Below are 21,601 nucleotides of genomic sequence, written 5' to 3'. Positions count from 1 at the left end.
ATGAAACAGAAATTTGTAAAAATACTTTCCATCGGACTGCTGGCCTGCACGGTCTGGTCGTGCAGCTTCCTCGACGTGTCCGACGAGCTGGCCGGTGGCATCTCCGACATTTCGCAGGTATTCAGCAATGTCGACCGTACCAAAAAATGGTATTCGCAGGTCTTCAACAACCGTCCGGATTATTCGGCCGTATGGGTTACGAGCAGCCCGATGGGCAATCCCTGGACCGCGTATGCCGACGAAATCTATACGCGACTGGCCAACAATGCGGGCAAGTACACCGAATGGAACTCGGCCAACGGCAACTCGCAGCGCTGGAACACACTGTATGAGAGTATCCGCCAGGCCAATATCTTCCTGGAGCGGGCACATGCCATCGTGGACGAAGGCGGTCCCGACGCCGCCCGTCTGACCGAAGACGAAATCAAGCTCTACAAGGCCAACGTCCGCTTCATGCGTGCGGCTTACCATTACTACCTGATGGAGCTCTACGGACCGGTTCCCATCGTCGACCATTCGATGGAACTGGGAGACGATCTCGACCTTCCGCGCAACTCGCTGGACGAAGTGATCCAATTCATCGACCGGGAGTTGAAAGAGTGCATGGAGGAGATGGCGCAGGAGCCTTACCATAACACGGAGAACCTGCGCGCCGTGCCTACCAAGGGCGCCGCGCTGGCGCTGCGTGCGAAATTGTGGGTTTATGCGGCCAGCCCGCTCTTCAACGGCGGCTGGCCCGAGGCCGTGGCGCTGACCAACAAGGACGGCAAGCGGCTCTTCCCCGACCGGGACGAATCGAAATTGCAGACGGCGGTGGACCGCCTGCGCGATCTGCTCGACTATGCCGAGCAGGGCAACCGCTATGCACTCCTCAACACGGGCAATCCGGCCGACGACCTCTACAAACTCTTCCAGGAGTATAACACGGAGATTATCTGGGCCACGTCGACCAACTCGTGGGGTAAACTGGGCGACCAGGCCTTCGACACCTTCGCAACTCCGCGTTCGCAGCCCCAGGGACAGGGCGGTTTACACGTTTTGCAGGAGCTTGTCGACGACTTCTACATGAAGGACGGCAAACCCATCAAGGCTACCTCGTTCCTGGACAAATCGGAGCTCTACCCCGGTAACGAAACCGAGATGGGAACCTACAACGGCGTTACGGTGTCGAAAATATACATCGACCGCGAGCCCCGTTTCTACAACACCGTCACCTTCTCGGGCATGAAGTGGCACATGAGCAATCAGGAAATCCAGTTCTACCGGGGCGGCAAAGACGACAACTCGGTGGCCGACGGCGCCCCGCTGACGGGTTATATGCTCTACAAGCGTATGAACCGCACCGTCTACGGCGGGAACATCTCGGGCGCTGTAACCTCAAAGTACCGTCCGGTAATTATCTTCCGCCTGGCGGAGTTCTACCTGCTCTATGCCGAAATGCTCAACGAGGTGGATCCGGGCAACGACGACGTGCTTAAATACGTCAACCTGGTGCGCCGGCGCGCCGGAGTAGAAGACCTGGACGTACTCAATCCCGCCATCAAGGGTAACCAGACGTTGCAGCGCGAGGCCATCCGCCGCGAAAGCCGCATCGAACTGGCCACCGAAGGACAGCGTTACTTCGACGTGCGCCGCTGGATGATCGCCGACAAGGCGCCCGGCGAAGGCGGTCAGGGCGGTGATTTCACCGGCATGAACGTCGATCAGCCCCAGCCCGCCTACTACACCCGCACGAAGATGCAGACCCGCGTCTTCAAGAACAAAAACTACCTCTACCCCATTCCGCTGGACGAGATGAAGCGCAGCGACCTGCTCGTGCAGAACCCCGGCTGGTAGACCTATGTAAACCGAAAAACTTATGACAATGAAAAAAATCAGTATATTCCTGTTCGCAGCGGCCACATTGTTGGGTGCAGGCTGCGAGGACAGTTCCGACGCGGACAAGGTGATTCCCGTCTCGGCGATCGCCCTGGATGCGTCGCTGAGCGGCGGCGTCTCGATGGAGGTCGGCCAAACGATGAACATCGCCGGCAAAGTGACCGTGCTTCCCGAAGATGCCACCGACAAGACCGAATCCTACGAGTCGTCCGACACGAAGATCGTCACGGTCGACGAATCGGGCGTCGTGAAGGCCGTCGACCCCGGTCTGGCGATGATTACCATCAGTGTGGGCGGCAAACACTCGCATTTCGAGGTGAAGGTCGAAGCGAAGAAGATTCCCGTCGAGACGATTACGCTTCCCGACGAACTGACCGACGGCGTAACGCTGAAGGTCGGTGAAAAACTCGACATTGCCGGCAAGGTCACGATCACGCCGGGCAATGCCACGAACACGGAAGAGAGCTACGAATCGTCGGTTCCGATGATCGCATCGGTCAGCGACGAAGGCATCGTAACGGCAATTGCAGTCGGCGAAACGACCATTACGGTCACCGTCGACGGCAAGTCGGCCCGCTTCGGCCTGACGGTCGAGAAAGTCGCCGTAGAAACGGTCACCCTGCCCGAAGAACTGACCAAGGGCGTCACGATGATCATCGGTGAAGTACTCAATATCGCAGGCAAAGCGACGATCGCACCCGAAAATGCCACCAACAAGGCGGAAAGTTACGATTCGTCGAAACCGGAGGTTGCCACCGTCAGCGATACGGGCGAAATCAAGGCGCTCTCGGAAGGAAAAACGACCATCACCGTCGAGGTCGACGGAGTCAAGGCGTCGTTCGAACTCAATGTGGAGAAAGAGACCGTAGTCATTACTTCGATTGCGTTCACAAACGCGAGCGAAGAGGTCGAGTTCAAGGAATCCGGTTCGGAACTGAACCTGGCGCCGCTGATGACGATCCTGCCCGCAGATCACACCGAAGGCGTAGTCTTCGCATCCTCCGACACATCGGTAGCGACGGTCGATGAAAACGGTAAGGTTACGTGTCTGAAAGTCGGTGAAGCAACCATCACGGCATCGGCCCGGAACCACGCCGCCGTGAAGGGAGAAGTGAAGGTCATCGTCTGCGGCGATTACGACCGCACGGGATGGGAAATCAGCGCGACTTCGCATAAATTGCCCACGACACCCACGAATAACAGCAAAACAGCCGCTTTCGACGGTGACGCGAACGGGAAGTCGAATTTCGGCCAGACCCGTCCCGGCAAGATGTCCGGAGGCGTGGATCTGAGGTCGCAGCCCGACATCCAGATCTGGTTTGTGGTCGACATGCAGAGCGCCCGCAAAGTGAACTGTTTCCGCATCCGGCACATCTCCACGACTCAGCCCGATTTCGGAACCCGCTGGCTGAAGTTCGTCGAGATTCTGGGCAGCAACGACGGCGAAAACTTTACGCCGATTGCCGCCGATGTCAATTTCGAGAGCCAGTCGGCCGTATTGGCGAACCAGGAAACGAGCAACGTCCGGATTCCCATGTCGGAATACCGCTACCTGAAATTCGTCAGCGACAAGAACTGCTTCAACCCGACCGGAAATACAGCCCAGATCAATGAGCTTTACTTCGGCCGCGAAAAAGAAAACACGGGGGAATAAACTTTCCGGCTCCGACGGCCGGAGACACGGTCGCCGGAGTCAGGAATCTTTAACCGAAAAAACTACATTTCAATTATGAAAAAGATAAGTATTTGTCTGTTTGCCGCGGCGGCCCTGCTGGGCGTCGGCTGTGAGGACAATGTACCCGAACCGGGAACGATGGAGGTCCCCGTAGAAAGCGTCACGCTCGACGAGGAGCTGAGCGGCGGCCTGGTCATGGAAGTCGGCAAAACAATGGATGTTTCGCTGAAAGTAAAGGTGCTGCCCGTAAACGCCACCGACCTGGCGGAACTCTTCTATTCATCAAACGTCGAAGTGGCGACGATCAGCCCGAAGGGCATCGTAACAGCACAGAAGGCCGGTATCAGCATGATCTCGATCTATGTGGGCGGCATCGAAACCTACTTTACGGTGACGGTCGTTGACCAGATTCCGGTCGACATCGAGTCGCTGGTATTTACGGCCGGCGAAAAAGAGATGGAACTCGGAGGAAACGCTTTGGACCTCGCGTCCCTGCTTTCGACCCTGCCCGTGAACCAGAACGAGAGCGTTATCTTCTCCTCATCCGATCCGACGGTCGCCTCGATCGACCAAAACGGCATGCTCCACGCCCTCAAGATCGGCAAGACGGTCATCACCGCCGTACCCAAACGTCACGCCGATGCAGGTCCGGAACTGACGGCCTCCATGACCGTCCGGGTCGTGAAGATCATCACCGAAGACTGCGACCGCAGCGGTTGGACGATGACCTTCTCACACGACATTTGTAAGGACGCAAGTATCGGAAGCAGCGCAACCGCAGCCATCGACGGCAACGAGAATACGACGTTGTCACTGGTGCGTCCAGGCAAATCGTACAACAACGGTCCCAACCTTTCCGGGACCCCCGAAGCCGATATCTGGTTCCAGGTCGACCGCGGCGACAATCCGGAAAAAGTCAACTACCTGCGGATCCGCCATCGTCCGGAATCGAGTAACAACAAGAACATCCTTGTCCGCTGGTGGGGATTCAACCGCATCGAGGGCAGCAACGACGGCACGAACTTCGAGACTCTCGCCGAGTACATCGCGCTGACGCCCGATCCGAACGTATACGAGAACCTGCTGACGGACAATATCGCGATCCCGGAGAACAACTACCGTTACCTGCGTTTCATCGGCCAGAACGATGTCAGCACGACAGCGCCGTTCCTGGGCTTCTACTGCGCGCGCGGTAAGAACAACGGCGGCATTGACCCGGGCAGCACGATTCAGATCAACGAGTTCTACCTCGGTCTCCAAACCAAGATCACGGAATAATTCCCCGCGCCGAACGGTCGGTCCGCCCGATTTCCGGCGCACTGCAAACGAAAAGGCCCAAAGAAGCGTTCTTTGGGCCCTTTCTTTCACTTTCGGAAACAATAGACAATGATGCGAAAAAGTATATTATGCTTAACTTTTCTGTGCCTGCAGGCCGGTGCGCTGCGAGCGCAGGTAACGCTGGCCGAACGGGCTTCGGGCCGCACCGACTTCGAATTAGTCACTGCTGATTCCGGCTCCCCCGTCTGTTACGATGCGGCGGACGCCGCAGTCGTGGGAACCGCCGCGGGACTTTTCGCCGCGGACGTTGCCCGTGTAACGGGCCGTGAAATACCGGTCGTCGCCGGACAGGAACTCCCCGCCGGGACCCGCTATGCGGTAATCGTCGGAACGGTCGGCCAAAGCCGCTGGATCGACGAACTGGCCGCCGCGAAAAAACTCGACGTTTCGGCCATCGAGGGCGGCTGGGAGCGCTACACGCTCCGGCTGGTCGACCGTCCGGGCCACGGACTGCGCAAAGCGCTGGTCATTGCGGGCAGCGACCGCCGCGGCACGGCCTACGGACTGCTCTCGGTATCGCGTGCCATCGGCGTGAGTCCCTGGTACTGGTGGGCGGACGCTCCGGTGGAGCACCGGGAACGGCTGACGCTGCGCGTCGCGGATTACACGTCGGCGGCCCCTTCGGTAAAATACCGCGGCATCTTCATCAACGACGAGGACTGGGGGCTTTACCGCTGGGCGAAGGAGAACTTCGAAAAGGAGTTGGGCAACATCGGCCCGAAGACCTATGAGAAGGTGTGCGAACTGCTGCTCCGCCTGCAAGCCAACTACCTCGCCCCGGCGATGCACGACGCAACGACGGCATTTTACAAGATTCCCGAGAACCGGGCGATTGCCGACCGCTATGCCATTGCGATCGGCTCGTCGCACTGCGAACCGCTGGGGCTGAACACCGCCAGCGAATGGGATTCGAAAACCAGGGGCGAATGGGATTATGTCAACAACAAGGCGGGGGTGGACCGGGCGCTGAAAGAGCGCGTCGAGACATCGGCTCCTTATGAAAACGTCTACACGCTGGCCCTGCGGGGGCTGCACGACCGGGCGATGGCCGGCAGCGAGGACCTCGACGCGCGGAAAGCCACCATGCAGGAAGCCCTGCTGGCGCAGCGGCAGATTCTGGCCGACGTGCTGGGCAAACCCGCGGAAGAGATTCCGCAGGTGTTCACACCCTACAAGGAGGTTCTCGACGTTTACAACCGGGGATTGCAGCTCCCCGACGACGTGACGATCATCTGGCCCGACGACAACTACGGCTACATGAAACGGCTGAGCAGTCCCGAGGAACAGCGGCGCTCCGGACGTTCGGGCGTCTACTACCACTCTTCCTACCTGGGCCGGCCCCACGACTACCTGTGGATGAACACCACCTCGCCGACACTGATGTACGAAGAACTGCGCAAAGCCTACGATTCGACGGCCGACCGTGTATGGCTGCTGAATGCGGGCGACATCAAATCCTGCGAATTTGCGGTGGATTTCTTCCTGGCGATGGCTTATGACATCGATTCGTTCGATTTCCGGCGCGCCGCGACCTACCGCGCGGAGTGGATGAGCGGCCTGCTGGGCCGGGAATATTTCGACGAGTTCCAGAAAATCGCCGACACGTTCTACCACCTCGCATTCGTCCGCAAACCCGAATTCATGGGCTGGGGCTACCAATGGGCTACGGACAAATACGGCAAGGAGCGGAACACGGACACGGACTTCTCCTTCGCCAATTACCGCGAAGGCGACCGGAGGCTGGAAGCCTACACCCAAATCGCCGGACGCGTAACCTCGCTGCTGGAGCGAATGCCTGAGGAGAACAAGGCATGCTTCTACCAGGTGCTCTACTACCCCGTGAAGGCGTGCGAACTGCTCAACCGGATGGTGCTCAGCGGGCAGCAGAACCGTCTGTATGCGACGCAGCAGCGTGCCGCGACGGAATCGCTGGCCGCCGAGAGCCGTATGTGCCACGACAGCCTGCGGGTAATCACGGCAGGTTACAACGCCCTGCTCGGCGGCAAGTGGGACCATGTAATGACGATGAACCAGGGTTTCGCCGCCTCCTATTTCCAGTTGCCCGAATTGCGGAGCGCTTCGCTCGCCGGGCAGGCCGAACTGGGGATCACGGTCGAAGGCGAGGACGTGACGAAGGGCATGCGGAGTTTCCACGCATTGCCGGCGTTCAACACGTTCCTGAGGCAGTCGTACTTTGTGGACGTTTATAACAAAGGGGCCGAACCGCTATCTTGGAACGCCTCGGCAAGCGACGACTGGATCGTGCTGAGCCGGAGCGCAGGGACGACCCGCACCGAAGAACGGATCGAAGTCTCGGTCGACTGGGAGCAGGTTCCTGCCGGAGAAAGGGTCCTGGGAAGCGTAACGTTCCGCGGCGCCGGCGGCGAAGAGCTGGTACTAGTTTCGGTCTTCAACCCCGCTTCGCCCTCCCGCGAGGAGGTGGAAGGCCTCTATATCCAGCACAACGGGTATATTTCGATCCCGGCGGCGAATTTCCACCGCAAGCACGAAAACGACGCGATCCGCATCCGTCCCGTCCCCAACCTCGGCGTCGAGAATGCGGCGATCCAGTTGGGCGACCCGGCGGCCGCGAAACAAAATACCCGGCGGCGGGATGTCCCCGGCGTGGAATACGACTTCTACACCTTCGAGCAAGGCTCGGTCGACGTTTACACCTACGTACTGCCGACCTTCGTGATCAGCGCCGACCGGGGATACGCCGGACACGAGGCGACGAACCTCGAAACCCAGTACGGCGTCTCGATCGACGAAGGCCCGGTGATGAATCCCTCGACCTCGTCGATCGAGTATGCGCAAATCTGGTACGAAAGCGTCCTGCGGAACTGCCGGGTGAACAAAACGACGCTGCACATCGGCAAGCCCGGCAGGCACACGCTGAAAATCCTGTGCGGCGACGCCGGCACGGTGCTCCAGAAGATCGTGCTCGACTTCGGCGGCATGAAACGCTCCTACCAGGGGCCGCCGCCCACCCGGGTCGAATAGATAACGAAAAAAGGTCCTTTCCGAAGGACCTTTTTTTATGGCTGAAAGTTATCCGAACGGGTTATTCCTTCGGCGGATAGTTCAGAGGTGCGAAAAACTCATCGAGGGTAATCTTGTAGAATTTGCAGATGATAGAGATCGTTGTTATATTCGGAAAATTCTCGCCTGTTTCGAGATTAGGAATATTCAACCCTGTACCTCCAACCAATTTCTCTTGGGTATGACCGTGAATACTGCGGAGTTCCTTTACCCGCAATACGATTTTTTGAAGTAATTCCTCATCACGCCGTTGTTTCTGCCTTTTCATTAATACAAATGAAAAAGTGAAATCAAAAATTTGCGCTAATACATGTATTAACATAAAGAAATAATACTTATATTTGTATTAGTAAACTCTCAAATGCAGAAATTATGCTAACTTTGTTGCGACATAACACGACTTGATCGAGTCGTTAATATAATAGGTAAACAACTGCCTATACCTTAGCAAAAACTTGGGAACCTCTCCGGAGGATGTTTAATCAGGTATAATAGTTGTCAGTCCTTGTTATGTCCTGCCCGTTCTGCGGACAGGGCTTACAAGGGCGCAGGACAGCTTCTGATTAAGGGTTTCCCAAGACCTTTGCTAAGGGGCTGCTAATGCGCCCTCTTTTTTTGTACCTACCCTCTTCCGTTATACAATAAAACATTTATTATTAAACAATGTTTTATTCAATAAACAAGCAATAATATATTGTATGTGCGATTCCCGATTTATCAGCGCCCCCTATCTTGAAACCCTGTTTGCCGAACTGCGCGCACAGGCCCACCCCTTCTATGCGTTTCTCGCGGGGCTGCCGAAGGATGATTTTTACCTGTTCTGCGCTTACGATTACCGCCGGAAATCGGAGACCTACGAAGACTCCGGGCGTTACCGGTTCTCCCTGCCGGAATTTCTGGCCAAAGCCGGAGAATTCGATCCGCAGGACGAGTTCTGCATCTATTTCGTCGGAATGGGAGCACAGGAAGAGGAGGACAGCCCCGCCAGAATAGAACTGCTTTCGTGCGAAGATGCGACCGTCGGAACGCTTACGGAGCTTGCCGCGGAGTTTATGGCCCCCTATTGCGAAAAATGCCTGCGGACCGACACTCCGTTCCGGCTGGATGCCGAAACCATTGCCCGGCATGGATTCACGCCGGAAGATGTCGCCGCCCTCAGCGAGCCGGCAGAGCGTTGCAACGCCGCGGCCGCGGCCCGTTTACAGGCCGAATACGACGCACTGAAAAAAATCGGCAGCATCGACCGATAGCATTCGGAGCAGAGTCCGTCCGCCATTCTATCCCTCTCAGCGTCACTGACCGGCGGGCGGTTCTGCTCCTTTTCGGACACGAAAAAACAGGATGCCGCAAGCGGCATCCTGTTTTTTCGTTCTGACTGCGACGGATTATTTCTTCTCCGTACGGGTCATGCGCTTCTCCTTGATGCGGGCTTTCTTACCGGTCAGGTCGCGCAGGTAGTAGATACGTGCACGGCGTACGACACCGATCTTGTTCACCTCGATCTTGTCGATGTGAGGCGAGTAGAGGGGGAAGATACGCTCCACGCCCACGCCGTTCGAAATCTTACGGATCGTGAACATCTTGGTCTTGCCCGAGCCCTTGATCTGGATAACCACACCGCGGAAGCTCTGCACGCGCTCTTTGTTTCCCTCGATGATCTTGTAGGAAACGGTGATCGTGTCACCTGCCTTGAACGACGGAACGTCGGCGTCCGTCTTGGCCCACATCTGCTCGTTAACGAGCTTGATGATTGCGTCTTTGTTCATTGTTGCAACAATTTTTTTTATTTCGCATTCGACATTCCCGCTGCACCGTGCTTACCATACGGGGCCTTTGCCCGTAATCCCGCGTGGTCCGTCTCGGCCGTCCGTCTGCACCTGCATCCGCCGCCTTCGTCCGTCCCGCATCTGCGTAGTGCCCAATGAAAGAGGTTGATATACGCCCTGAAAGGGACTGCAAATATAGGAAGAAATTTCGGAACGGCGCAAGTATTGCATGAAAAAAGCGCAATTTATCACTATCTTTGTCAAAATAACATCGGCCCGGACAGGCCGCGCCCCGGCAAACGAAACGGCCGGGCTGCGTCCGGATTACACGGTTCCGGCCGGAAAACAAGCGAAAAAATATGAACGAAAAACTGATACTTGTAACCAACGACGACGGATACGATTCGAAAGGCATAGCGGCAGCCATCGAGGTCGCCCGGGCCTTCGGCCGGGTGGTGGTCGTGGCTCCCGAAACGACGCAAAGCGGCATGAGCCAGGCCATCACGATGTACAACCCCCTTTACCTGCGCCGCATCCGCGAGGAGGAGGGACTCGAGGTCTATGCTTTCTCGGGAACCCCGGTCGACTGCGTGAAGATGGCCTTCGACTACCTGCTGCGCGACGAACGCGTCGACATGGTGATCTCGGGCATCAACCACGGTTCCAACTCGGCCGTCAACGTGCTCTACTCGGGGACGATGGGCGCGGCCATGGAGGGCAGTTTTTACAGTTGCCCGGCCGTCGGTCTGTCGCTCGACGACCACGAGGCCGACGCTGATTTCGACGCCGCGGTGCTTTTCGGCAAGCGGATCGTAGGCGACATTCTCGCCGCTCCGGAACTCGAACTGCCGCTGTGCCTGAACGTGAACGTGCCCGTCGGGCGGCCCGAAGAGATCCGGGGTATAAAACTCTGCCGCCAGAACCGCGGCTTCTGGCGCGAGGAGTTCTACCGCCACGAAGACCCCCGGGGCCGGGAGTATTTCTGGCTCACGGGCGCATTCGTCAATGCCGAACCCGAAGCCACCGACACCGACGAATGGGCGTTGGCCAACAAATACGTGGCGGTGGTTCCCGTGCAGGTAGACCTGACGGATTACCGGCAACTGAAAAATCTTGGCAATGTGCTGAAATAGTAGTATATTTGTAAAAAGATAATCTTTACATACCCCGACGCCTATGCTGATCAAGGTCCTGCTCGTCATCTCCATCGCCATTCAGTCCCTCGCTACGGTCTATGCGCTGCGGCTGGTGCGCACCACCAAGTACAACTCGGTGTGGATTCTCTTCATCGTGGGCTTCTCGCTGCTGTCGGTCGAACGTCTCGTGCAGTTGCTGGCCGTCTCCGGTTTCCAGGTCGAGCCCCGCTGGTGGTTCGGTTATCTGGGCATCGTGGTTTCGGTCTGCCTCTCGATCGGCGTGATGTACGCCCACAAGCTCTTCAAATACATCAACCGCCTCAACCGCCAGCGGTCGCTGCTCAACAAACGCATCCTCACGGCCGTGCTCCGCACCGAGGAGAAGGCCCGTTCGCGATTCTCCAAGGAGCTGCACGACGGCCTCGGGCCGCTGCTCTCGTCGGCCAAAATGTCGCTCACGGCCCTTTCGCGCGAGGAACACGACGCCGAACAGCGCGAGATCATCGACAATACGACCTATGTGATCGACGAGGCGATCCGCTCGCTGCGCGAGATTTCGAACAACCTTTCGCCGCACGTGCTCAACGACTTCGGGCTGGCGCGGGGCGTGCAGAACTTCATCGACAAGAGCGCCGCGATGCACGACGTAAAGATTCGCTTCACGACCAACCTCCGCTCAGAACGTTACGACACCGACATCGAGGTGATCCTCTACCGCGTGATCTGCGAACTGATCAACAACTCGCTCAAGCACGCCGCCTGCTCGGAAGTCAACCTCTCGCTGTCGCAGAACGGCTCGGAACTGGCGCTCGACTATACCGACAACGGCCGCGGATTCAATCCGCAGGCGATGATGGACTGCGGCATGGGCCTCTCGAACATCGCGTCGCGCATCAACTCGCTGGGCGGCACATTCGACATTGCATCCGCCAAGGGCAGGGGCATGCGTGCGGCCATCCGCGTCAATACGCAGCAGGAGCCTGCGCCGCTGAACCGAAACCGTAAACGCCGCCGCAGGTAATGGAACCGCATAAAATCATCCTGGTCGACGACCATTCGCTCTTCCGCAACGGACTGCGGGGGCTGCTCGAACGCTGCACGGAGTGCCGCGTCGTCGGCGAAGCGGCCAGCGGCGAGGAGTTCCTGGCGATGCTCGACGGCGCCGACACCGACATCGTGTTCATGGATTTCGCCATGCCGGGGCTCGACGGGGCGCAGACGACCGAACGGGCGCTGGCGCAGCGTCCCGACCTGAAGATCATCACGCTCTCGATGTTCGGCGAAGAGAGTTACTATTCGCGGATGGTCGAGGCCGGGGCCCGGGGCTTCCTGCTGAAAGACTCCGATATCGGCGACGTGATCGAAGCCATCGACACGGTGATGGCGGGCGGCAGTTATTTTTCGCCCCAGTTGCTGTCGTCGCTCACAGGGCGTATGCGTACGCGCGAAGACGCCGCGGACGAACAGCTTTCGTCGCGCGAACGCGAAATCCTGGTGGCCGTCTGCCGGGGATTGTCGAACCAGGAGATCGCCGACGAACTCTTCATCTCGAAGCGCACGGTCGACAAGCACCGCGCCAACATCCTCGAAAAAACCGGCTGCAAGAATACCGCTTCGCTGGTAGTTTATGCCATCCGGAACGGCATCGTGGAGATTTAGTTTCCGATTCTCACAGGTGCGTCCGCACTACCTTATCCCGCCGCCCTGCATCAGGACGCGAAATTTGCTTTTCGGCAATTAAAAACAATTACCTGCCGAGCGGAAAAAACCGCAACACTTACAGCAGCGGGGAAAACACCCGCATGAACGACTCCGCCAGGCGGCGTTTGCGGGAGCGGTTGAACCATTCGCCGGGCAGCAGCGCGTGGCAGCGCGCGGCGTCGTCTTCGAAGACCGCAGCCATGCGGGCCGTAAATTCCGTGTCGTAGACGAAGGCATTGACCTCGAAATTGTGTTCGAAACTGCGGAAATCCATGTTCGCCGAGCCGATGACGGTCAGCCCGTCGTCGATAATCAGCAGTTTGGAGTGCAGGAAACCGGGTTCGTAGAAGAGTATTTTCACCCCTGCTTTCATCATGTCGTCGAGGTAAGAATGCGACGCCAGGTCGACGACCTTCGAGTCGGAGCGCGCCGGGAGCATCAGCCGAACATCGACGCCGGCCAGCGCTGCCACCTGTAAGGAGGAGTTCAGCACGTCGGACGGAAGGTAATAGGGCGTCTGAATCCAGATGCGTTTCTGCGCGTTCGAAACGGCGTAACTGTCGGCCTGCAGCAAAGCCCGCCACTTACCGAACGGACCGCTCGGCACGATCTGCAAAATATCGTTCGTATAACGTTCCGCCGCAGGATAATAGGCCGCAGCATAGATATTCTGTTTCGTGGTCGCCGACCAGTCGCTCAGGAACGACGCCTGCAATCCCGCCGCACCGTTGCCTTCGATCCGGAAATGGGTGTCGCGCCACGATCCCCACTCCGTGCCCCGGACATAGCGGTCGGCGATATTCATACCGCCGATGAAACCCACACGCCCGTCGACAATGGCGATTTTGCGGTGATTGCGGTAGTTGACCTTACTCGTAAAAAGCGGGAATTTGACGTGCAGGAAGGAGAACACCTCGATACCTTCGCGGCGCATACCCTCGAAAAACGCTTTTTTCACACCGCTGCATCCCACGTCGTCGTAGAGGATGCGCACCATGACCCCCTCCCGGGCCTTCGCAACCAGCGCATCGCGCAAGCGGCAGCCCGTCCGGTCGTCGCAGAAGATGTAATACTGGATATGGACATGGTGTTTCGCGCGGGCTATCTCCGCCAGCAGCGCCTCCATCTTCGACGCCCCGTCGGTGTAGGGGGTGATCCGGCTGCCGTAGAGCGGCACGGAGTGAATCGTAGAGGCGAGCAACGTGGCCAGCGGACGGTATTCGGCAGGAATGTCGGGCTGTTCGGCGTCGTGGGCCTCTTCGAGCTGCATGGTGATGCGCTTGCGCGTGCGGCGCGAGATGATGCGCTGCTTGGAGAGGTTCTGGCCGAAGAAAAAGTAGAAAATCAGCCCCACGACCGGGGCGAGCACCAGCACGATGATCCACGGCAGGGTCTTCAGCGGATTCCGGTTGTCGGTGATGATAACCAGAACGATACCGAGGATCGTGACCGTATAGATTACGAGAAAAGTATATGTCAGTATTTGCTGCATATCCATCGGTTTCTTCTCATCGTGCGGCCCGGAACCCGCGCCGGGGACGGGGTGTTACTGGTTCGGGAACTGCACCGAATAGAGCAGATGCTCGACGCCGCGCATGTAATTGCGCTTGCGGGGCTTGTTGAGATCGGGAGCGAAGACGTAGCAATCGAGCGTGAAGACGCGGTTGGTGGCCGTATCGACGGTCGTATAGCTGACGAACGGACCGCCCATGAAGTCGCCGTGCACGTCCCAGAAGCCGCGCAGTTCGCACCACAGGCGTCCTTCGAGCCGGAACAGGCGGTAATCGGGTTCGATCACGTCCGAAGTGGTCATATACGAGCCGTCCGACGGACCGGGAATCCGCGCCGCAAACTTGTTGCGTGCAGCGATCAGGGCCTTTTCGGTAAGCGCCTGCTTGCCTTCATAGGGGTAGGAATAGATGAAAAATCCCTGGCTCGCGGTAGGATATTCGTTGCGCGCCCAGAGGAAGTCGCCTTCCAGTTTGGCCTGGGTATATCCCTTCGGGACCTTCATTTCGACACCGAACGTCTTGAGGATATTGGCCTCGATCGAGGGGTTGCCGTAAGCGGCGTTAGCTTTCAGCGAGCGGTTGCGCTCGGCCTGTTCGAGTGCATAGACGAGGCTTTCGCGGTTCTCCGAAAGGTAGGCCACCAGCGCCTTGTCGTCGGGGCTCTGCACCGTCATCACGATCTGCGGCTCGGCCGTCACATCGTACTGCACGGCGGTATTGCTCTCTTTCACAGCCGGATCGACCAGGATCTTGAGGATATTGCGGTGGTCGGCAACCATGCCCGAAAATCCCCGCTCCTGGACGCGCAGCACGTCGAACAGCGGTTCTACCTGGTTCAGGTAGGGAACCGGAGCAGTGAAGATTGCGCGCAGCGTATCGCCGACCTCGCCCGTCCACTCTTTCTGGGGACAAACTACGATCAGTTCATAAGGTCTCCCCTGTGCACTTTTTTTCGGTTTGGTCAGGGTGTGGAAGGCATCACAGCCTGCCATCGTCGCGACGAGAAGCGCCGCAAATGCAATACGGTAAAACATTTTCATAGCCGGTCGATTCGAGTTGTCTTTTTACAAATATACGTATATTTTTTCCAAATGGCACGGAATTTCACTATTTTTGCGGGCTATGCGTTTGAAACCGCCAAAAATAATCCGACGACTGATGCCGGACCTGATCTGGGAGATCGACGACGAAGACGGCGTGTTCCTGACCTTCGACGACGGTCCTACGCCGGGTGTCACGGAGTGGATTCTCTCGACGCTGGACAAGTACGATGCCAAAGCGACCTTCTTCGTACTGGGCAAGAACGTCGAGATGTACCCCGACCTCTACCGGCGCATCCTCGACGCCGGGCACAAAGTCGGGAACCACACCTATTCGCACCAGAAGGGATGGGGCATGAGCCTCGAACGCTATACGGAGGACGTGGATTTCGCCAACGACCTGATACACAGCGAACTTTTCCGCCCACCCTACGCACGCATCACTCCGGCGCAGGCGCGGTTCCTGGGGCAGCGCTACAAACTGGTGATGTGGGACATCATTTCGCGCGACTACAACCGCCGCCTCTCGCCCCGCACGTGCCTGAAGAACGTCACGAAATACCTCGCACCGGGCGCTATCGTGGTTTTCCACGACAGCGAAAAGGCCTTCCGCAACATGCGTTACGCCCTGCCCCGCACGCTGGAGAAGATTCGCCAGATGGGCCTCCGGTGCAAACCGATCGAGCTTTAAATCCGGGCTGACAGCCCTGCACACAGTCCCGAAAAGGAGCGTGTAGGATTTCCGGGATTTTTTTATTAACTTTGCGCCCGTGAAAGATAATAATTGTAAACTTATAATCCTATGACAATTACAGCCGCTGATATCAAAATCGGCATGTGCGTCGAAATGGACGGCAAGACGTTTCTCGTAGTCGATTTCCAGCACTGCAAACCGGGCAAAGGTCCTGCTTTTGTCCGTTCGAAACTCAAGAACCTCGAAAACGGCCGCGTGCTGGACAACACCTTCTCGTCGGTGGGCCAGAAGATCGAGCAGGTACGCGTAGAGCGCCGTCCCTACCAGTTCACCTACGAGGACGACCTGGGTGCGCACTTCATGCACACCGAGACCTTCGAGGAGATCAACATCGACAAGAACCTGATCAACAACTACGACCTGATTACCGACGGCCAGATCGTCGAGGTGATGTTCCACACCGAGAAGGAGAGCGTCCTTTCGGCCGAGCTGCCCCCGATCGTCGACATGGAGGTGATCTACACCGAACCGGGCATCAAGGGCGACACGGCATCGACCAACTCGCTCAAACCCGCCACGGTAAACTCCGCGACCGCAAAAGACGGCGCCACGATCCGCGTGCCGCTGTTCATCAACACGGGAGACAAGATCCGCGTAGATACCCGCACGCGCGAGTATTACGAGCGTATCAAATAGTTTTCGATTCTTACGGGCACTGCTGCCCTGCAATAAAAAAGGTCCTTTCCGAAGGACCTTTTTTATTTGCCCTTCGGCGCGGCCGGGACATATTCTTCGCCTGAAGAACGGAAAGCGACATACCCCGGTTTCCGGATTCAGGAAAGCGGTTAATTAAACGGAATGTGGCGCGAATGGGAAACCCATCCGCGCCACACGGGAACAAGAGCAAAAAGCTCTGTATAATCGGAACTACTCCTCTACGGGAATGTCCTTGTTGACGTTCTTCGAACCTACGAGTGCGTAGAAGAGCATGTAGGCCAGACCGGCGATGATTACCCAGTAGCTCGACAGGTAGTTGGAGATGTCGGCAACATAGCCCTGGATCAGCGGGAGGATACCGCCGCCGCAAACCATCACCATAAAGATACCCGAGCCCATGGAGGTATATTTGCCGAGGCCCTCAACCGCGAGGTTGAAGATACCGCCCCACATCACCGACGTGCAGAGGCCGCACAGCGTGAGGAACATGACGCCGATGGGAACTTCGATCATGGCAAAGCCCGTACCGGTGAACACCGGCATACGGCCCATCGTATCGATCGGGGCGAAGATACCCAGCAATACGAAGGCGAGGGCCACGACGGAAACCACCGTCAACTGAACCTTACTCGACACCTTACCGCCGATGACACCGCCGATCAGACGGCCGCACATCATCAGGAACCAGTAAGTACCCACGAGCGAACCGGCCGCAGCCGCAGCCATTCCGACACCCGGCGTCGCAGCGTCGGGAGTAGAAGTCAGGAACAGGTTCATGAAGTTGGGGATACCCACTTCGACACCTACATAGATAAAGATAGCCACCGTACCCAGTACGAAGTGGCGGAACGACATGGCGCTGTGCTTATCCTTCTTCTCGGTCTTGGCGCTCTGGATTGCGAAGGGTTCGGGAATGCGAACCGCTGCCAGCACGAAGAATACGACCGCGAAGATACCCATAGCGATGAACAGGGCGGGAGCCGCATCGCTGATCGTCGCATTGGCTGCATTACCCATCAGGTAACCCACGAGGATCGGCACGATAGTCGCCGAAATCGAGTTGAGCGAGCCGCCGAACTGGATAAGCTGATTACCCTTCTTGCCGCCGCCGCCGAGCGTGTTGAGCATCGGGTTCACCACCGTATTGAGCATACACATCGAGAAGCCCGAAACGAAGGCGCCGATCAGGTAGACCGAGAAACTGCCGGCAACACCCGAAAGATACTGGATGCCCACACCGACGAAGCCCACGACCACGGCGGCCAGCGCCGTCTTCTTATAGCCGATGCGCTTGAGCATCATACCCGCCGGAATACCCATCACCGCATAGGCGATGAAGTTGGCGAAGTTGCCCAGCTGCGACATCCAGTTCGCCACGGCAAACTGATTCTTCACGATGACGCCCAGCGGATTCGAAAGTCCCGTCACGAAGGAGATCATTGCAAAGAGCAAGAACATCATGACGATGGGCAAGGTGTAATTTTTCTTTTGTTCCATAAAATTTATCAATGTTTAGGTTAATAAGTTTTCAGGGAGGGGTTATCGGTCCCGTTCGGCGATATAGGCGCAGAGGTTGACCAGCGCCGAGCGGTATTCGGAATCCGGATAGTCGGCGAGCATCTCCACGGCGCGGGCGATGTAGCCCTGCATCACCTCGGCGGCGAACGCAAGGCCGCCTTCGTTCTCGACCGTGGAGCGCAGGTATTCTACATCCTCGTCGTTCTCGTGGCAGCGGGCCAGCCGTTCGAGCAGCTCCTTGCGGCGGGATTCCGAGGCGCGGTCGAGCACGGAAAGCAGCGGCAGGGTGATTTTCCCTTCGCGCAGGTCGTTGTTGGCGGGTTTTCCGGTGTGGGCCGTCGGGGTGTAGTCGAGAATGTCGTCCTGGATCTGGAAAGCCATGCCCACGGCTTCGCCGAAGCGGCGCATCGTGGCCACCTTGTCGCGCGTGGCGCTCACGGCCAGGGCTCCGGCCGACGCGCTGACGCCCAGCAGGCTCGCGGTCTTCTTATAAATAATGTCGAGGTAGGCCTGGCGGGTCATCGTGCTGTTGGCGGCGCATTCGTCCTGCAGAACCTCGCCTTCGCACAGTGCGGCCATCGACCCGCAGACGTGCGTCACCAGGTCGAACTGTCCGCTCTGCAAACCGATATTCATATTTTTGGCAAGGATATAATCGCCCAGAATTACGGCTTTGTGCGACTGCCAGCGGGCGTTGGCCGACGGTTTCCCGCGGCGCATGTCGGCCTCGTCGATCACGTCGTCATGGATCAGCGACGCAACGTGGACCATTTCGACCAGCATGGCCGCGAGACAGGCCCTGCGGCCCGTAGCGGCCCCTTTGACCGGGGCGTTCATCGCCGCCGAAAGCATGACGAGCATGGGACGGATGCCTTTGCCGCGCGCCGAAAGGGCGTAACGCAGCATATCGGAGAGCAGCTCCCCCTCGGCCGTAAACTGGCGGCCTACGAATTCGTCGAAGGCCTCCAGTTCCGCAGTCACGGGTTTGCGGATGTCATCGAGTGTAATCATATCCGCAAAGATAGTCATTTTTCGCAATGAAGACACGGACTGTCAATGTTTTTTCGTACCTTTGGCAATCGGTTAAGATACGCTGAAATGGATTTTTCGAACACTATAGGATCAAAACTGCTGCCGGCCGCGGCGGCCCTCGCAATCTTCTTCGTAGTGAGCGCCGCCTATTTCGCCCCGCAGTTCCGGGGCGAGGTGCTGCCCCAGCACGATGTCATCCAATACGAAGGTATGGCCAAGGACATCAGCGACATGCGCGCCGCGACGGGCGAGGACCCGCAATGGACGGGCGGCATGTTCGGCGGAATGCCGGCCTACCTGATCAACGTTGCCTACCCGGCTCAGTTGGTGAAAAACACCGTGGGCAAAGTGGTGAAAATCATCGACACGCCCGCCGGATTCCTGTTTTTCGCCATGACGGCCATGTGGCTCATGCTGCTGATTTTCGGGGTCAACCCGTGGGTGGGCATCGTCGCGTCGCTGGCCTACGGACTTTCGACCTACTTCCTGCTGATCATCGGCGCGGGGCACGTCACGAAGATGTGGGCGCTGGTTTACGCCCCGCTGATGATGGGCGGCGCATGGATGACCCTGCGGGGCAACGTCTGGTGCGGCGCAGCACTCACGGCGCTCACGGCGTCGCTCGAAATCGGCGCCAACCACCCACAGATCACCTACTATTTCCTCGTGGCGATGGCCGCATTCTGGGTCAGCGAAGGCATCGCCTCCTTCCGGGAAAAACGGATGAAGAATTTCGCCCTGCGTACGGCAGCCCTGGCTGCGGCGGGCATCCTGGCCGTAGGATCGAACTTCTCGCCCCTGTGGTACACGGCCAAACATTCGAAGGAGACCATCCGCGGCGGTTCGGAGCTGGCCGCGACGGCCGAAACCTCGACGAGCGGCCTTGCCCTCGACTATGCCACGGCGTGGAGCTACGGCAAAGCCGAGACCTTCAACCTGCTGATTCCCGACTTCATGGGCCGCGAATCGGGCACGACCTTCCCGGCCGACGGACAGACCGCAGCCGTACTGAACGACTACGGGCTGCGCGGCGCGGCGCAGCAACTGGGCGTATACTGGGGCACGCAGCCTTACACGGGCGGCCCGACCTACCTCGGAGCCGCCGCCATATTCCTCGCCGCGCTGGGCATCGCGCTGGCCCGGGGCCGCAACAAATGGTGGATCATCGCCGCATGCGTGCTGATGATCCTGCTGGCCTGGGGCCGCAACCTGATGGGATTCACGGAATTTGCGTTCAAATACCTGCCCGGCTACAACAAGTTCCGCACCGTGTCGATGACGCTCGTCGTCGTGCAATGGGCCGTGCCGCTGCTGGGGGCGTTCGCCCTGATGCGGCTCTGGAAAGGCGAAATCCCCCGCGAACGGCTGCTGCGCGGACTGGCGTGGTCCGCAGGAATCACCGGGGGCCTCTGCCTGCTGTTCGCCGTCGCCGGAGGCCTGTTCTTCGACTTCGGGCGTGCGCAGAGCGCCGCCGAGATGACCGATACGTTCCGCCACATCTTCGAGAGCAACAACATGCAGTCGTACATCGACCGCGGGATGGACGTGGAATGGGCGGAAGCGACAGCCGACGCGATGGCCGCCGACCGTGCGGCGATGATGCAGGCCGACGCATGGCGTTCGCTGCTGATGATCCTGCTGGCGGCAGGCAGCGTGGCGCTGTTCGCCCTGCGAAAGATCAACAAATACATGCTGACGGGCCTGCTCGGGGCCGTGATGCTGCTGGACCTCGTGCCGGTCGACCTGCGGTTCCTTTCGTCGGACAATTTCGTTTCGACGCAGCGCAACCGGGTGACGGCCTCGGCGGCCGACAAGGCGATCATGCAGGACACGGACCCGGGTTACCGGGTGCTGAACCTCACGGTCAGCCCCTTCAACGACGCTACGACCTCCTATTTCCACCGTTCCGTAGGCGGTTACCACGGTGCGAAACTGGCCCGCTACCAGGACCTGATCGACCGTTACCTCTCCCGGGTCGACGACGGCGTGCTGGACATGCTCAACACACGCTACCTGATCGTTCAGGGCAAAGAAGGACAGCCCGAACCGCGCATCCGTACGACAGCCAACGGGGCGGCGTGGTTCGTGGACAGCCTCGTATACGTCCCGACGGCACAGGCCGAAATCGATGCGCTGGAAACCATCGACACCAAAACCACGGCGGTAATCGCCGCCAAAGACGAGACGCTGACTGCCGGAATTGCCCAGGCGGCTCCCGGCGCCGATTCCACCCGCACGATCGCACTCACGGAATATCGCCCGAACTACCTTAAATATGAATACACCGCACCGGAAAAATCGGCGGCGGTCTTCTCGGAGATTTTCTACGACCACGGCTGGACGGCCTATGTCGACGGCGAAGAGACGCCCTACTTCCGGGCCGACTACATCCTGCGGGCGATGACGCTCCCCGCCGGAACGCACACCGTCGAATGGCGGTTCCGCGCCCCGGGCTGGACAACCGTCGAAGGCGTAACGCTCGCCGCATCGCTCGCGATCCTGCTGGGCGCGATTGCCGCACTGGTATATTGTTTCCGCAAGAAAAAAGCGTAA

Annotated in this window: 17 protein-coding genes; 11 read left to right on the top strand and 6 right to left on the bottom strand. The window is 58.4% G+C overall.

Annotated elements, in window-relative coordinates; genetic code table 11:
- The 4 genes from I2E69_RS05785 (at position 1) to I2E69_RS05770 (ending at position 7,894) form a co-directional block, all read left to right on the top strand.
- Positions 1-1,836, top strand: coding sequence for a RagB/SusD family nutrient uptake outer membrane protein (locus tag I2E69_RS05785; RefSeq protein WP_195459798.1), 1,836 nt, complete (start codon positions 1-3; stop codon positions 1,834-1,836).
- A gap of 28 nt (positions 1,837-1,864) precedes the next feature.
- Entirely contained in the window at positions 1,865-3,532 is a 1,668-nt protein-coding gene (locus I2E69_RS05780; protein WP_195459795.1) for an Ig-like domain-containing protein, read from the top strand.
- 75 nt (positions 3,533-3,607) lie between these two features.
- The gene (locus tag I2E69_RS05775; RefSeq protein ID WP_195459792.1) at positions 3,608-4,831 is read left to right on the top strand and encodes an Ig-like domain-containing protein; all 1,224 of its coding nucleotides are present in this window, start codon (positions 3,608-3,610) and stop codon (positions 4,829-4,831) included.
- A 111-nt stretch (positions 4,832-4,942) separates the two neighbouring features.
- On the top strand, positions 4,943-7,894 hold the full coding sequence (locus I2E69_RS05770) for a glycosyl hydrolase 115 family protein (RefSeq protein WP_195460082.1): 2,952 nt from the start codon (positions 4,943-4,945) through the stop codon (positions 7,892-7,894).
- Positions 7,895-7,955: 61 nt separating this feature from the next.
- Here the strand turns inward: I2E69_RS05770 and I2E69_RS05765 are convergent, their stop codons facing one another.
- Positions 7,956-8,255 carry a helix-turn-helix transcriptional regulator gene (locus I2E69_RS05765; protein WP_229095396.1) on the bottom strand — a complete coding sequence of 100 codons (300 nt, stop codon included), beginning with the start codon at positions 8,253-8,255 and terminating at the stop codon, positions 7,956-7,958.
- A gap of 376 nt (positions 8,256-8,631) precedes the next feature.
- Between I2E69_RS05765 and I2E69_RS05760 the strand changes: the two genes are divergently transcribed.
- Positions 8,632-9,183, top strand: coding sequence for a hypothetical protein (locus I2E69_RS05760; RefSeq protein ID WP_195459789.1), 552 nt, complete (start codon positions 8,632-8,634; stop codon positions 9,181-9,183).
- Positions 9,184-9,318: 135 nt separating this feature from the next.
- Here I2E69_RS05760 and rplS read toward each other — a convergent pair whose 3' ends face one another.
- Positions 9,319-9,699 (bottom strand): 50S ribosomal protein L19, encoded by a 381-nt coding sequence (gene rplS / locus I2E69_RS05755; protein WP_195459786.1) that lies wholly within the window; start codon positions 9,697-9,699, stop codon positions 9,319-9,321.
- A gap of 359 nt (positions 9,700-10,058) precedes the next feature.
- Here rplS and surE point away from each other — a divergent pair, with 359 nt between their 5' ends.
- The 3 genes from surE to I2E69_RS05740 are packed head-to-tail and all read left to right on the top strand — an operon-like array spanning position 10,059 to position 12,494.
- Complete coding sequence (surE, locus tag I2E69_RS05750) at positions 10,059-10,832, top strand: 5'/3'-nucleotidase SurE (protein WP_195459783.1); 774 nt, start codon at positions 10,059-10,061, stop codon at positions 10,830-10,832.
- A gap of 43 nt (positions 10,833-10,875) precedes the next feature.
- Positions 10,876-11,856 (top strand): sensor histidine kinase, encoded by a 981-nt coding sequence (locus tag I2E69_RS05745; protein ID WP_195459780.1) that lies wholly within the window; start codon positions 10,876-10,878, stop codon positions 11,854-11,856.
- The gene (locus I2E69_RS05740; protein WP_195459778.1) at positions 11,856-12,494 is read left to right on the top strand and encodes a response regulator; all 639 of its coding nucleotides are present in this window, start codon (positions 11,856-11,858) and stop codon (positions 12,492-12,494) included. Before I2E69_RS05745 ends, I2E69_RS05740 begins: the two co-directional genes overlap by 1 nt.
- A gap of 118 nt (positions 12,495-12,612) precedes the next feature.
- Here the strand turns inward: I2E69_RS05740 and cls are convergent, their stop codons facing one another.
- Positions 12,613-14,028: a cardiolipin synthase gene (gene cls, locus I2E69_RS05735; protein WP_195459775.1), complete on the bottom strand. Its 1,416-nt coding sequence runs from the start codon at positions 14,026-14,028 to the stop codon at positions 12,613-12,615.
- A 54-nt stretch (positions 14,029-14,082) separates the two neighbouring features.
- Positions 14,083-15,087, bottom strand: coding sequence for a DUF4837 family protein (locus I2E69_RS05730; RefSeq protein WP_195459772.1), 1,005 nt, complete (start codon positions 15,085-15,087; stop codon positions 14,083-14,085).
- Between the two features lie 118 nt (positions 15,088-15,205).
- Between I2E69_RS05730 and I2E69_RS05725 the strand changes: the two genes are divergently transcribed.
- The gene (locus I2E69_RS05725) at positions 15,206-15,778 is read left to right on the top strand and encodes a polysaccharide deacetylase family protein (protein ID WP_195459769.1); all 573 of its coding nucleotides are present in this window, start codon (positions 15,206-15,208) and stop codon (positions 15,776-15,778) included.
- Positions 15,779-15,889: 111 nt separating this feature from the next.
- Positions 15,890-16,477: an elongation factor P gene (gene efp / locus I2E69_RS05720; RefSeq protein WP_195459766.1), complete on the top strand. Its 588-nt coding sequence runs from the start codon at positions 15,890-15,892 to the stop codon at positions 16,475-16,477.
- Positions 16,478-16,708: 231 nt separating this feature from the next.
- Here efp and I2E69_RS05715 read toward each other — a convergent pair whose 3' ends face one another.
- On the bottom strand, positions 16,709-17,995 hold the full coding sequence (locus I2E69_RS05715; protein ID WP_195459764.1) for an MFS transporter: 1,287 nt from the start codon (positions 17,993-17,995) through the stop codon (positions 16,709-16,711).
- Between the two features lie 42 nt (positions 17,996-18,037).
- Positions 18,038-19,027: a polyprenyl synthetase family protein gene (locus I2E69_RS05710; RefSeq protein ID WP_195459761.1), complete on the bottom strand. Its 990-nt coding sequence runs from the start codon at positions 19,025-19,027 to the stop codon at positions 18,038-18,040.
- Positions 19,028-19,114: 87 nt separating this feature from the next.
- On the opposite strand from I2E69_RS05710, the gene I2E69_RS05705 reads away from it, so the two are divergent.
- On the top strand, positions 19,115-21,601 hold the full coding sequence (locus I2E69_RS05705; RefSeq protein ID WP_195459758.1) for a YfhO family protein: 2,487 nt from the start codon (positions 19,115-19,117) through the stop codon (positions 21,599-21,601).

The organism is Alistipes sp. D31t1_170403_E11 (assembly GCF_015553985.1).
GTDB classification, from domain to species: domain Bacteria; phylum Bacteroidota; class Bacteroidia; order Bacteroidales; family Rikenellaceae; genus Alistipes; species Alistipes montrealensis.
Note: the sequence above shows the minus strand (reverse complement) of the source record. Positions and strands in the feature narration are given on the sequence as shown.